15 protein-coding genes are annotated in these 13,089 nt (G+C 56.0%); 3 read left to right on the top strand and 12 right to left on the bottom strand.

Annotated elements, in window-relative coordinates:
* Positions 1-230 precede the first annotated feature (230 nt).
* On the top strand, positions 231-560 hold the full coding sequence (locus tag ABNH18_RS04110; RefSeq protein WP_349381582.1) for a hypothetical protein: 330 nt from the start codon (positions 231-233) through the stop codon (positions 558-560).
* A 164-nt stretch (positions 561-724) separates the two neighbouring features.
* Here the strand turns inward: ABNH18_RS04110 and ABNH18_RS04105 are convergent, their stop codons facing one another.
* Both ABNH18_RS04105 and ABNH18_RS04100 read right to left on the bottom strand, forming a co-directional pair.
* Positions 725-1,159: a hypothetical protein gene (locus ABNH18_RS04105; protein ID WP_349381581.1), complete on the bottom strand. Its 435-nt coding sequence runs from the start codon at positions 1,157-1,159 to the stop codon at positions 725-727.
* A gap of 24 nt (positions 1,160-1,183) precedes the next feature.
* Positions 1,184-1,513: an ArsR/SmtB family transcription factor gene (locus tag ABNH18_RS04100; RefSeq protein ID WP_349381580.1), complete on the bottom strand. Its 330-nt coding sequence runs from the start codon at positions 1,511-1,513 to the stop codon at positions 1,184-1,186.
* Positions 1,514-1,627: 114 nt separating this feature from the next.
* On the opposite strand from ABNH18_RS04100, the gene ABNH18_RS04095 reads away from it, so the two are divergent.
* Positions 1,628-2,881 (top strand): NADH:flavin oxidoreductase/NADH oxidase family protein, encoded by a 1,254-nt coding sequence (locus tag ABNH18_RS04095; protein ID WP_349381579.1) that lies wholly within the window; start codon positions 1,628-1,630, stop codon positions 2,879-2,881.
* A 149-nt stretch (positions 2,882-3,030) separates the two neighbouring features.
* On the opposite strand, the gene ABNH18_RS04090 is transcribed toward ABNH18_RS04095, so the two are convergent.
* On the bottom strand, positions 3,031-5,049 hold the full coding sequence (locus tag ABNH18_RS04090) for an oxidoreductase (protein WP_349381578.1): 2,019 nt from the start codon (positions 5,047-5,049) through the stop codon (positions 3,031-3,033).
* 152 nt (positions 5,050-5,201) lie between these two features.
* On the opposite strand from ABNH18_RS04090, the gene ABNH18_RS04085 reads away from it, so the two are divergent.
* Positions 5,202-5,807: a TetR/AcrR family transcriptional regulator gene (locus ABNH18_RS04085; RefSeq protein ID WP_349381577.1), complete on the top strand. Its 606-nt coding sequence runs from the start codon at positions 5,202-5,204 to the stop codon at positions 5,805-5,807.
* Between the two features lie 31 nt (positions 5,808-5,838).
* Here ABNH18_RS04085 and ABNH18_RS04080 read toward each other — a convergent pair whose 3' ends face one another.
* The 9 genes from ABNH18_RS04080 to ABNH18_RS04040 form a co-directional block, all read right to left on the bottom strand.
* On the bottom strand, positions 5,839-6,378 hold the full coding sequence (locus ABNH18_RS04080; RefSeq protein WP_349381576.1) for a DUF3299 domain-containing protein: 540 nt from the start codon (positions 6,376-6,378) through the stop codon (positions 5,839-5,841).
* Positions 6,379-6,380: 2 nt separating this feature from the next.
* On the bottom strand, positions 6,381-7,568 hold the full coding sequence (locus ABNH18_RS04075) for an ABC transporter permease (protein WP_349381575.1): 1,188 nt from the start codon (positions 7,566-7,568) through the stop codon (positions 6,381-6,383).
* A gap of 40 nt (positions 7,569-7,608) precedes the next feature.
* Positions 7,609-8,310, bottom strand: a complete 702-nt coding sequence (locus ABNH18_RS04070) for an ABC transporter ATP-binding protein (RefSeq protein WP_349381574.1) — start codon at positions 8,308-8,310, stop codon at positions 7,609-7,611.
* Between the two features lie 2 nt (positions 8,311-8,312).
* Entirely contained in the window at positions 8,313-8,846 is a 534-nt protein-coding gene (locus ABNH18_RS04065) for a ZrgA family zinc uptake protein (protein WP_349381573.1), read from the bottom strand.
* Positions 8,824-9,243, bottom strand: a complete 420-nt coding sequence (locus ABNH18_RS04060) for a MerC domain-containing protein (protein ID WP_349381572.1) — start codon at positions 9,241-9,243, stop codon at positions 8,824-8,826. Before ABNH18_RS04060 ends, ABNH18_RS04065 begins: the two co-directional genes overlap by 23 nt.
* Before the next feature lie 27 nt (positions 9,244-9,270).
* On the bottom strand, positions 9,271-9,729 hold the full coding sequence (locus ABNH18_RS04055) for a transcriptional repressor (RefSeq protein ID WP_349381571.1): 459 nt from the start codon (positions 9,727-9,729) through the stop codon (positions 9,271-9,273).
* Positions 9,730-9,745: 16 nt separating this feature from the next.
* Positions 9,746-10,378, bottom strand: a complete 633-nt coding sequence (locus tag ABNH18_RS04050; protein ID WP_349381570.1) for a DUF1826 domain-containing protein — start codon at positions 10,376-10,378, stop codon at positions 9,746-9,748.
* Positions 10,375-11,598 carry a zinc metallochaperone GTPase ZigA gene (zigA, locus tag ABNH18_RS04045; RefSeq protein ID WP_349381569.1) on the bottom strand — a complete coding sequence of 408 codons (1,224 nt, stop codon included), beginning with the start codon at positions 11,596-11,598 and terminating at the stop codon, positions 10,375-10,377. The genes ABNH18_RS04050 and zigA overlap by 4 nt, the downstream gene beginning before the upstream one ends.
* 423 nt (positions 11,599-12,021) lie before the next feature.
* On the bottom strand, positions 12,022-13,059 hold the full coding sequence (locus tag ABNH18_RS04040; RefSeq protein ID WP_349381568.1) for an alpha/beta fold hydrolase: 1,038 nt from the start codon (positions 13,057-13,059) through the stop codon (positions 12,022-12,024).
* Positions 13,060-13,089 lie beyond the last annotated feature (30 nt).

Below are 13,089 nucleotides of genomic sequence, written 5' to 3'. Positions count from 1 at the left end.
AAAAGCGAGCCCTTTCCATTACTAATGCACCAGTCACCCATCCTTATTCCCTACTGCACAAAGAGACATAACAATGATGTTGCCTTGCCATCATGTGTGCCAGTATCGAAACCCGATGGACCGCAATAAAAACACTACACCGGGTTACAGCTTTACCGCGATACCACAACAGGTTCTCCCGCGGTGGCGCAGTAAGGTGAAGTGGGACAATAAAAAAGGAAGGGAGCCACATGTCAGCATTCAAACACACCATCATGGGTGTTGGGCTGGCTGGATGCATGATGTTGGGTAACACCGCGCATGCCAACCAGCAAGCGACCGTGATTATCAGCCAAAGCTGCGACTATATGCTGCTGAATTCCAGTAAAGGCATGGTGTTGGTCAAACAGCTTGACGGCATCACCCCCCAGGAAGGGGACACACTGCTCGGCGAATTCACTCCCGGCGACTTCAGCAACCTGCAAAACAACCGCAATAAGGATTCCATGCAGGTCTGGGTCGATACCGTGGACCCGCACAGCAGCAAGGCGCTAAGCCAGTACGGGCGTTATTGCACTTGATAAGAGACGCAACACCCGACGCGCTTCAAGCTGCAACGCGGGTTAGGCCGGTGCTACACGGCAGCCGCTCTGCCCGCGAAACATCAGTTGAACGTTCAAAGTGAAAAGGTGAAAAGGAAAACCGAGGAACTTTTCCTCCCCCTATCCAAGCTCGTAGCGCGCCATCATCTCATCACAAAGCCCGCGAACAACACGGCAAAGCCGCCGACCTCCGCCACAATTAGCGCCACCATAAAAACGGTCATGGCCGCTTCCGGCAGTGTGGCCGTGCCCATGCTGTGGGGTTTTTGCAGTTGGTTGCGAGTGTCCTTGAGCATGCCGTGCAGAATATAGCTGCCGATGGCCAGGGCGAAGAAAATCAGGCACGCCAGCACCGCCAGGGTATTGACCCAATCCTCCCAGACGCTGAGCAAGGCAAAGCGCTCCAGTACTAGGCACGCAAAGGCGTACATCAAGCTGGCCCGGTGGGCGATATCCACATAATAGTGCGCCCGAGCTTTTTCACTGTTGGCCACCTGTGCATATTTCCAAGCCCCGGTCAGCAACCCGGTAAGAAAAAAAAGCCCGCAGCCCCAAAGCGCCCATTGATCCGCTGTCATTCCCTGCCCCTGTGTTCAATTTCATTACATTTCAAAAAAGTGCGCCAACCGTTCCTGCATCACCGGCTCCGCATGACAGAACCGACGACGGCCTTCGCGCTCCACACGGATCAACCCTGCCTCAGACAGCTCCCGAACATGATGGGACACCGTCGGCGCGCCAATATTAAGCCGCTGCATAAAATCCCCGAACGCACAGCCCGCAGGCACTTTCGCCAGATCAGCCGGACCATGCTGGCGACAATGATCCACAATCACCTGATAAATGCGCAATCGATTGGGATTGGACAGCGCACGAAAGGCTGCGGCAAGCTGCTCCGACGTTACCGTGTCTTTCTGTGCCAAAACCGACACCTCCCAAGGAAATAGTTTGACGGTTATAAAACTAACTTATAGTTTGATTATCATCAAACTATATTGTTGCGACATGCCTTGTCGCCACTGTTCGTCGCCATCGGAGGAGACACTGTGAACCACGCTGATATTCTCGGCCAGACCCTGACATTGCCCTGCGGCGTCACCCTGCCCAACCGTTTCGGCAAATCCGCCATGAGCGAAGCGCTCGGCACAATCGATAACCATGTGACCCCAAAACTGGAACTCCTGTATGACCGCTGGGCCCAAGGTGGCACCGGCCTGGTGATTACCGGGAACATCATGATCGACCGTCGCCACACCGGCGAGCCGAACAATGTGGTGGTAGACGATGAACGCGATATGCCGCTGCTGAAACGCTGGGCTGACGCGGGCAAATCCCGGGGCGGTGCCATCTGGGTTCAGCTGAATCATCCTGGCAAACAAATTCCCCGCATGCTGGCCAGCGGCGACACGCTATCGCCCTCTGCCGTGCCCTTTGGCAAGGAACTCAAAAGCGCGTTCAAAACGCCTCGGGCGCTGACCGAAGAAGAAATTCAGGAGATCATCCAGCGGTTTGCCACCAGCGCAAAAATTTGTCAGAAAGCCGGTTTTAGCGGTGTGCAAATTCACGGCGCCCACGGTTACCTGGTCAGTCAGTTTCTCTCCGGACACCATAACCGCCGTACCGACCAATGGGGCGGGTCGCTGGAAAATCGCATGCGTTTCCCGATGGAAATTTACCGGGCCATTCGTCAGGCAGTGGGTAAGAACTACCCCGTCAGCATCAAACTGAATTCCGCGGATTTCCAGCGTGGCGGTTTCACCGAAGAAGAATCCATGACCGTGGCCGAAACGCTGGCGAATGAAGGCCTGGACCTGCTTGAAATTTCCGGGGGCAACTACGAAAACCCGGCCATGGCCGGTGCCAAAGGGGTTCGAGAGAGCACCGTAAATCGCGAAGCCTACTTCCTGGATTACGCCAACGAGATCCGCAAACGCGTCTCCGTTCCTCTGATGGTCACCGGCGGCTTCCGTTCGGCCAAAGTCATGGCTGAAGCGGTGGATAGCGGCGCTACCGATATCATCGGTATTGCGCGCCCACTGGCAGTGGAACCGGATCTGCCCAACGCCATCCTTGCGGGCCAAAGCGGCGTTGTCAGCCGTGTGACCCCGCGAAAAACCGGCATCAAGACCATTGATAACATGGCCATGATGGAAGTGTCCTGGTTCTCCCGCCAGTTGCACCGCATGGGCACAGGCAAAGACCCGAAACCTGACGAAAGCGTCTTACTCGCCTTATTCAAGGTTATCGCAACCATGGGTATTGGCAGCTTCAAGACCCGTCGACTGCGGGCAAATAATTAGTTGAAGGTTTAAAGTTGAAACGCGAGACAGGTGTTGCCTGTCCCTAGAACGTAAGAGGCCGCGCTTAACGATAAGCGCGGCCTCTTACGTTTCAGATCCAACCCACCGATGGCGCGTTGCAACTTTCAACTTTTAACTTTCAACCACCTTTACAACTTCGCAGCCACTTCCGCACCTTGCTTAATCGCCCTCTTGGCATCCAACTCCGCCGCCAGGTCCGCACCGCCAATCAGGTGGAAGTTCTTGCCGTCTTCCTTGTACAACTCACGCAGAGATTCCTGGCCAGCGCACAGAATGACGTTATCCACGTCAAGCACCCGACTTTCCTCGCCGATCTTGATGTGCAGCCCCGCATCATCAATTTTTTCGTAGCTGCAGTTCTTCAGCATTTCCACATTACGGGATTTCAGTGTCGCCCGGTGTACCCAGCCTGAGGTCTTACCCAGATCTTTACCCAGCGATGTTGGCTTGCGCTGCAGCAAGGTGATCTGGCGAGCCGGTTTTTCCGGTGCCGCTTTCACCAGGCCACCGGGGGTATCACCCGCCATATCCACGCCCCACTCTTTCATCCATTCCGGTAATGGCTGCTCGCCTTCACGGGGATGTTCGGCCAGGAATTCGGACACATCAAAACCGATACCACCGGCACCAATCACAGCCACTTTTTCACCGACTTCAGCTTTACCGCGCAGCACATCCACGTAGGACAGCACTTTTGGATGATCCACACCAGGAATGCCCGGCGTGCGAGGAAGAACACCCGTAGCGATGACAATTTCATCAAAGCCGGCTGCTTCCAGATCGGCAATTTCAACCCGGGTATTGAGCTTCATGGTGACACCGGTGCTTTCCAGTTTTTTGCTGAAATAACGAATGGTGTTATGAAACTCTTCCTTGCCTGGCACCACTTTCGCCATATTGAACTGACCGCCGATTTCACCGGCCTGATCAAACAACGTTACTGCATGACCGCGTTCTGCCGCCACGGTGGCGCAGGACAATCCTGCCGGGCCGGCACCCACCACCGCCACTTTTTTGGGCTTGGCGGTTTTTAGATAAAGCAATTCCGTCTCGTGACAAGCACGGGGATTCACCAGACAGGAAGCCCGTTTGAGCTGGAAGGTATGATCCAGGCACGCCTGGTTACAGGCGATACAGGTATTGATCTCATCAGCCTTACCTTGCTCCGTTTTCTTTACGAAATCCGGGTCCGCAAGCAACGGGCGCGCCATGGAGACGGCATCCGCCTGACCGTTGACCAGAATGGCTTCCGCCACGTCAGGGTCATTGATACGATTAGACGCCACCACCGGGATGGACACCACGTCTTTTACCTGCCGAGTAGCTTCCACAAAGGCGGCTCTGGGCACAGAAGTCACGATGGTGGGCACGCGCGCTTCGTGCCAACCAATTCCGGAATTGAGCAGGCTCGCGCCCGCTGCTTCCACTTCTTTAGCCAGTGCCAAAACCTCTTCACGGGTGGCCCCGTCCGGCACCAAGTCGATCACGGAAATGCGGAACATGACGATAAAGTCATCGCCACACTGCTTGCGCACTTCTCGGACGATCTCCACCGGAAAACGACGACGGTTTTCGGGGTTACCACCGTACTTGTCAGTACGCTTGTTAGTGCACGACGCGGTAAACTGATTAATCAGGTAACCCTCGGACGCCATAATTTCCACACCATCGTAACCGGCTTTCTTGGCCAACAATGCGGTGTGGGCAAAATCCTTGACCGTCTGCTCCACTTCCTTGGTGGACATGGCCTTGGGCTTGAAAGGGTTGATCGGACTTTTAATGGCAGACGCCGAACGGGAGAACGGGTGATAGCTGTAACGCCCGGCATGCAGAATCTGCAGCGCTATCTTGCCGCCTTCCTGATGCACAGCATCCGTCACCTTGCGGTGGTTGCGCACATCAAAACGACTATTGAACAGCCCGGCAAAGGGATAAAACCAGGCTTTCTTGTTGGGGTTGAACCCCCCGGTCACAATCAAGCCAACACCGCCACGGGCCCGCTCGGCAAAATAAGCCGCCAGCTTGGGGAATTGCCAGAAGCGATCTTCAAGACCGGTGTGCATGGACCCCATGATCACCCGATTCTTGATCTGGGTATGCCCCAGATCCAGCGGGGAAAGCAGGTTGGAATAGCGGTTGGCTGTCATGGTGTTGTCTCCAAGGGCATCTGCACCACAGATGGCTACGTGTTGATTGATCTGGACAGCGTCAAGTTAAGGGGTTATTTTGACAGTGTCAAGATCGAGAGAGACACAACAGGCTTCACACGACACGCCACCACGCAAAAGGCAGGACACTCATGACACAGACCGGCCGCTATCACCACGGCGACCTGCACGATACCTTGCTGCAGGAAGCCAATACTCTGCTCAGCAAGCAAGGCGTAGAAGGCTTATCGTTGCGCAAGCTGGCTGAGCGGGCTGGCGTCTCGCGTACCGCACCCTATCACCACTTTCGGGACAAGAATGCGCTGCTCTGCGCCCTGGCCACCCAGGCATTCAGGCAATTAGACGATATGATCAACCGCCAGCTGCACCAGGCAGGGTCCCAAGAGGGGATTCAGGATTTTGTGCGGGAATATCTGCGTTTTGCCACCGAAAACCCGGAACAGTACGAGCTCATGTTCGGTCGCACCATCTGGAAAAGTGGCGATCCCACCGATGAATTAAAAAACATTGCTTATCGCAGTTTCCGGCACTACGCCGAGCGGCTGGCCACACTGCTGGAAGGTCGCCTGCCGGCCAAAACCGATTCCCTGCGCGTGGCGCAAGCTAGCTGGGCCACGGTTCACGGTCTCTGTCGCCTGCTGATCGATGGCATTTACGTCAACCGCGAAGACATCGAGACCGTGAGTGAACAGTCCATTGCCCTGATCATGGCAGCGCTTTCAAGGCCAGCGCCCTGATTCACTCACCGGAGAACGGAACTACTGAGTATTATTCTTCATAGCCGGTAAATAACTCGGCACTTTCCCCTTTCAGCACATAGCCAGCCGTGCCGTATTCAGTATCTTCACTGGATACCGTGAGAGTGCCTTCCAGCCACATGGCGTCAACAGCCAGATCCAACGGAACGCCCTGACCTTTCATTTTCACCAGCACAATCTGATTCCGTGGCGGGGGCGGCGTGTGGATACAAGCACCAAAGTAAGGCACCAGTAAAAACTCGCGTACATAGTTTTCATCACCTTCCAGCGGCACGCCGTAGCCAGCCAGGCGAACCCGGGTATTATCCAACGACGCTTTCAGTGGTGCCTCCCGCCAGGCCTTGTCGATGGCATCCAGCATCTGCACACCACGGGAATCGCCATCGGCGATGTCTTCAGGCTCCTTGTCAGTATAAATTTCATCAAACAAGCGGCTATAAATTTTCCCAGGATCGTACCCCGCAGGCACCAGGTCGTCCCAATCCAGGGAATCAGCCGCGTGTAACGGCAAACTTAACACCATGCCAAGCAGTAAAACCCTAAAACGCATCATCAACTCCTCGGCGTCAAGCCGTCCGCAAGGCTGTTCCTGAACGCTTTTTCAGCCGGTAACAGGCCGATCAAAGATCCCACAAGCACGAGGGCGCCGAGGGCAGGTAACTCTCGCCAACGCAAAAATGACTCCGGTAATCGCAGGGACCATTCCGACAACGCCAGCGGCGCCAATGCCCACTGGGCAAGGAAAAGCACTGCCAAGCCCAGCAAGCCACCAATGAAAATTAGACAGACACCTTCACCGACAATCACGCGATAGATCGCCAAGCGGCCCGCTCCGGCAGCACGCAATATGGCCAGCTCGTGGCGCCGCCCTTCCAGCGCAGCAAGAATCGTGGACACTAACACCAACAAGGCCACCAGCAGCACCGCCAGCGACGTGGCCCGCAAGGCATATTCACCGGCGGCCGTCATTCGCCACAGCTTCTGTAGCTGCACTCCCGGCATGATCGCGCTCAAAGGCTCTCGGTCATAACGCGAAAGCTCCCGTTGTACACTGAGCACCGCGGTTCGACGCTTAAGCCCCAACATCACCGCATTCACAGAATCCGGTTTATCCGCCTGCTGACCGGGCAAGGGAGGCATCCCCGACAGGAAAGCACCACCACGATGGATGGCCGCCATTCCCGCAAGGGAAATATGCACGCTCTGATCCACCGGTGTGCCTGTGGGAGCCAGTACTCCCACTACGCTAAAGGGATGCTCATCGTGCGTGACAATTGCCGGGCCACTGGCCCCATGCGCAAGGACGATGGGATCCCCGATCTGGTAACCCAGCCGATCCGCGACAACGCTCCCTAAAACGGCATGATCCTGGCCGACAAACCATTGTCCCTCAGCCAGAGACAGGGAATGACCCTGCCCGTAACGGTAATGCTCCAAGTAGCTCTGATTTGTCGCCACCACCGGAAATCCCCGGTGCGAATCCCCCAACGCAATGGGAATCCACCATTTCACGTCCGGGTGCCCGTCCAGGTGCTCTACCGTATCCCAGCGAATACCGGCAGTGGGATCGCTCAATCGAAAGACGCTGTAGAGCAGGATATTCATCGGGCTACCCCGTGCACTGACAATCAGATCGATGCCGGACACTGTGCTGGAAAAGTTCGCACGCACCTGGTGACGCAACCGCTCAATACCGATGATCATCACCACACTGAGGGCAATCGCGACCACAATAAGCACAGCGGATGTTCTCCGTGTGCGAAGCGAAGCCAACATGACCTTAAGCAGCATCATCTCGCTCCTGATTCAGAGTGGCAAAATCCATACTGCCATGGAAATGCCCGGCAACCTGCCGGTCATGGCTAACCATCAACAAGGCACTGCCGGCCTGCTCAGATAACTCACACAACAGCGTTAACAAGGCATCGCGACTAGCATTATCCAGAGCCGACGTCGGCTCATCGGCAATGATCAGGTCCGGCTTGCCAAACAGCGCTCGTGCCGCCGCCACTCGCTGTTGTTGCCCGAAAGAGAGCTGCCAGGCGGGTAGCGCCCAAGAAGAAGACTCCAACCCAAGGCGCGTAAGAAGGCGTTCGGCGGCGGCGATTTGCTGTGTCTTGTTGCTAGCCCCTTCACGATGGCACCGGCGGCGGGAGAAACTCGCACCCAGGCAAATATTATCCACTGCATTTAAGTAAGGAAGCAGATTGAAGGCCTGAAAAATGACACCGATATGGTCCGCGCGAAACCGATCACGTCGCCGCTGAGGCAAGGCTGAAAACGGCTGACCTGCTACGCGAATTGTGCCTGCTTGCACGGGCCGAATACCGGTAATCAACGACAACAGAGTGCTCTTGCCACAGCCACTGGGACCGTGCAGGAGCACACGTTCACCCGCCGATAACGAAAAAGACGGTATTTCCAGAAAAGGGTGTACCTGACCCGGGTGGCAGTAACGTAGCGCGTCCAGTTTCAGTGCCACGGTCACTCCCATTCAATCCGGTTTTCCCCAGGCGCCAGGCGCAGTGAGCTTTGTCCAGTGGGCAACAACAAAATTACGTCTGTGCTAAGGCTGGGAAAGGTAGCCAGGAACGGCAAGGTCACGTCCTTGATTTTGTTTGGGTTCTGGCACACAAACGTCCATTCGTTTTCCACGTCCGCGTGCTCAGAGTGATGGTCGTGCCCGTCGTGGCCCTGCGCTTTGCCATGAGAGAACAACGCATCCACATCATGGCGAGTCGACTGCTCAAGCTCACAGTGCGCTGACATGGATGGCTCCGGTTGCGTCACCCGGGCCAACGCCTTGGCATAACGCACACGTTCAGCCGCATCGGCAGGCGGTTGCTCGGTGCCGATGATATCCATCAGCGGCGCCTGAAAACGCACCGTTAATGTCTTTCCTTCCAGCACCACCGCTGCCTCAGCCAGCCCATGCTGATGGACGCCTGCTGCGTTAACCAACACACTAAGCAAAAGCGATAACGCACACAGACCGCTACGCAGGGCTGGATTCTTCATTCGACACCTCACCATGAGAAACATCACAATCCTTACACGTACGAATGTTGGCCACATGCGTGATTACCAGGCAGATCCCGACCAAACTTGTCAGCAACGGCTCCCATAAAGAACCATGCAACCGTTCCTCAAACACGGTTAACAGAGACAATGCCACCAATGCCAACCCCCCCGGCACCAACACCAGAAGGCGGCGATGACGCCGGTAGCCCGCCACAATAGCCACGACACTCACAGGCACGATAATCGCCAGCATCGTCATGTGAAACGCTTCTTCCATACGCCCAAATGCAGACAACAGCCCAATAGCAAAAAGCCCCACCACACTGGCAATACAGTGAATCATGCACAAACTGGACAGGATGATAGCCATCTGATCCAGACGAAAGCGTTGCATTGTTATCTCCAGGAATTCAGCGATAAATTAGGAAGCTACGCATTGGGCGCAGCGACCATGAACTTCCAGCAACGGTTCCTGCTGGATATGAAAGCCCAGCGTATCCAGTGTCTGCTCCAGCTCACTGACAACCGCATCGGCCAACGGTGTTTCCTGCACGCCACCGCAGTCGCCACAGAGTAAAAAAACCGTGCCCTTGTGCCCGTGATGGCAAGTAATGTGGCCGCACGCCAAGTACTGGTTGGTCGAACTCAGTCGATGAGCGAGCCCTTGCTGGATCAAAAAATCCAGGGCTCGATAAATAGTTGGCGGCTGAGCATTGCTCTGATAGCGAGACTTGAACTGATCCAGTAGCTGATAAGCACTTTGCGGACCGGGCTGCGCCAATAACAAACTCATTACCTGCTTTCGTTGCGGCGTCATGCGCACACCCTGTTCACGGCAAAATTGCTCGGCGCTGGCGAGGATGCGATCGGTACGAGTCATGGCGGAACCCTTGGTGTTAAATATCCAGAGTGACCAGCAAGCGCTGCTGCCCGGGAGACATGGGCGGAGACCGGTGGACCACGCCCGAACCCGAATTATCTCGCCATGTGTCCCCTTTGAACAGAGCGACCTGCCCCGCCTGTAATTGCTGCACGTGATCTGCGCGATATGCCCCGTTCTGCTCCACGCCTGGCAGTAGCAAATTCGCCGCAACGGCATCCGCAGGTAGCCACTGGCTCCCCGGGCCCCCGTAGGTACAAAGCAATCGCACAGGAATTCGGTCTACATGGAAGCGCGGGCACATGGGCTTGCTCAACGCGGTCACACGCAACCCCAGCTCGGTGACCCCAAACAGGCAGGCGCTCATGTCCGCCAATAGCGCCAAATCCTCACGCAGGGACCCGTAATCGTCGTGCGGCAGCGCGCGCTGCAGCGAGGATTCCAGTGACGACATCGACAACCAGCACTTCGCTGCCAGGCCAGCCTGGTATGCTCGGCTAACCGCGTTGCCCGTTACCGCATCCGGACGGTCCCAAACAGCCACTTGCACGTCACTCTGGTAGATATCGGCCAGCACTGCTGGATCAGACTGAATCGACAGCCCTGGCGCATGATCCGTGTTTTCAGCAAACGATCTCGCAGCGCTCATCCTTCCATCTCCCATACGGGAAACGGATCCTGCAACTGCTCCCACAGCTGCTTACCCGCTAGCATTTCTTCCTCGCTCAGCAAGCAGTCATCCAGAGCCCGCCGCGTGGCGTCCGGTTCCAGATTATGGCCAATAAACACCAGCTCCTGTCGCATGTCTCCAAACGGCTCCTGCCACTTCTCCATAATCAACGCGTGGTACTCCGGATCAGTGGGCCAGTGCTGTTCCGGCACGGTTTTCCAGAACATTCCGGCCGGACCGTGGTGAACAATGTCTCCCGCCTGGCTCCAATTACCCGCGAATGCAGGGCGACTGGCCAACCAGAAAAACCCTTTGGAACGCAGCAAAGTGCCGTGGGGCCAGGGCTGCTGGAGGTAATCCCAAAACCGTTGCGGGTGGAACGGGCGCCGAGCTTCGTAGGTAAAACTGCTAATGCCGTATTCCTCCGTTTCCGGCAAATGCTCACCTCGCATTTCCTTCAGCCAACCTGGTGCCTGCCGCGCTTTTTCAAAGTCGAACAAGTCGGTATCGAGTACCGATTCCAGGGGAACCATACCGTGCCGAATCGGCAAGATGCGGGCGTCACGATTCAATAACCGCAACGTCGCTGTGAGCACCTGCAAATCCTGATCAGTCACCAAATCAGTTTTACTGATCAGGATCACATCACAAAATTCCACCTGTTCAACCAGCAGATCCACCACATTGCGATGATCTTCTGTGCCCAGATTTTCGTCCTCTTGTTGCAACGTACGGGTGCTTCGGTAATCACGCAGAAAATTCACGGCATCTACCACGGTGACCATGGTGTCCAGCCGCGCCACCGTCGACAGCCCCTCCCCGTTTTCATCTTCAAAGGTGAACGTCTCTGCTACCGGTAAGGGCTCGGAAATCCCCGTGGATTCGATGACTAAATAATCGAAACGCCCTTCCCGGGCCAGTCGATTCACTTCCACCAATAAATCTTCGCGTAAGGTGCAGCAGATGCAGCCATTGCTCATCTCTACCAGTTTTTCTTCCGCCCGATTTAGAGACACGTTCTGATTAACCAGAGCGGCATCAATATTGACCTCGCTCATGTCATTCACAATAACGGCAACGCGCAGACCGCTCCGGTTGTTGAGAATGTGGTTAAGCACCGTGGTTTTGCCGGCCCCCAGAAACCCTGACAAGACGGTGACGGGTAACTGGCGAACAACGCTGGCTGGTGGGGTTGTCATGACTTTATCCGATTCATTATTGGAGGACAGAGACCGTACGGTTGCCGGGAAAATGCCATCGAGCTGTCCCTGCCGCTCGAAAGGGTGTCGTTAGACATGACTGCTGGGTGATTGCATAACCTGGACGTTTACGACAAAGGATACGTTATAACATAACACTCAAGGGAGCAAGCCATGCCATGACAAACAAGCGGGAAAGGAAACGAATATGGATCTTGCTCGATGCCTAATACTTGATACGACAAACACGCATTCGAAAGGCATTTTGACTATTGCCTCAGACTCCAAGCCTCAGGCATCCGGCACTCTCAATTGTGCGGCGGGATAAGTGTCAGATCGTTGCACGATCCGCTGGCGCCACCAGCGGCTCATTGAGGATTTTGCGAAACCGGCCCCCTCTTAGGGGCCGATGTCGGCAAAACGTCAGCGCTTCGGCGCCGCCAGAAAGTCCAGCAAGGCCCCGCGGTAGGCATTAAAGGCTTCGTACTGGGGTACATGACCAATACCCTCCAGCTCCACCAAGGTAGCGTCGGGAATACGCTCGGCCGCTTTCTTGCCGAGCTGATCGTAGCGTCCCAGTTGAGCACGCTCCGGCTCCGGCGCCCGGTTACGGCCCAGGGCCGTACGGTCACGGGTGCCGATAATCAGCAAGGTGGGTACCGCCAGGCGCGGGAAGTCCTGTACCACCGGCTGGCTATAAATCATGTCGTAGGCCAGCGCCGAGTTCCAGGCAATACGCTGATAGTCAGGCCCGCGAATCCAGCCCTGCTGCAACGTCAGCAACGGCGCGTAGTCATCCTTCCACTCGCCATCAAAATAGCTGGCCGTCATATAGGCTTTCACCTTTTCCGGCGTTTTCTTCAACTCGCCCTGATACCAGGCATCCACCGATTGCCAGGGCACCACCGGGCGCCAGTCTTCCAGACCGATGGGGTTCACCAGCACGAGGGAGTCGCTGCGTTGCGGAAACATCAGTGCAAACCGGGTGGCAAGCATGCCGCCCATGGAGTGACCAACCACCGTGGCGCTGTCCACCTTGAGGGTATCCAGCAGGCGACGGGTCTGATCCGCCAGCACCTGGAAGCTGTACTGAAAATGGGCGGGCTTGGACGATTTGCCGAAACCAATTTGATCCGGCACCACCACGCGATAGCCCTGTTCCAGCAAGGCATCCATGGTGGTCTTCCAATAGGCCCCGGAGAAGTTCTTGCCGTGGAGCAACAACACTGTCTCGCCATTGGCCTGCTTCGGCTTCACGTCCATATAGGCCATTTCCAGGCTTTGCTGCTGATCCTTCACCGTCAGCGTCTTCACCGGGTAGGGATACGCGAAGTCAGTGAGCCGGGCATCCAGCGCCACCGGCTCGGCCAATGCCGCGCGGGACAACAGCAGGCAGCACAATGCAGCAAGCCAGCGTCTCCATTGTAGTGACTGGGACAATCGCAGGGACTTTCCCCTCATAAAACCTCCTTCCAGATAGATAAACAGTGT

This window comes from Alcanivorax sp. (genome assembly GCF_040118815.1).
In the GTDB taxonomy this organism is placed as follows: Bacteria; Pseudomonadota; Gammaproteobacteria; order Pseudomonadales; family Alcanivoracaceae; genus Alcanivorax.
This window is presented reverse-complemented; position numbering and strand designations above follow the sequence as displayed.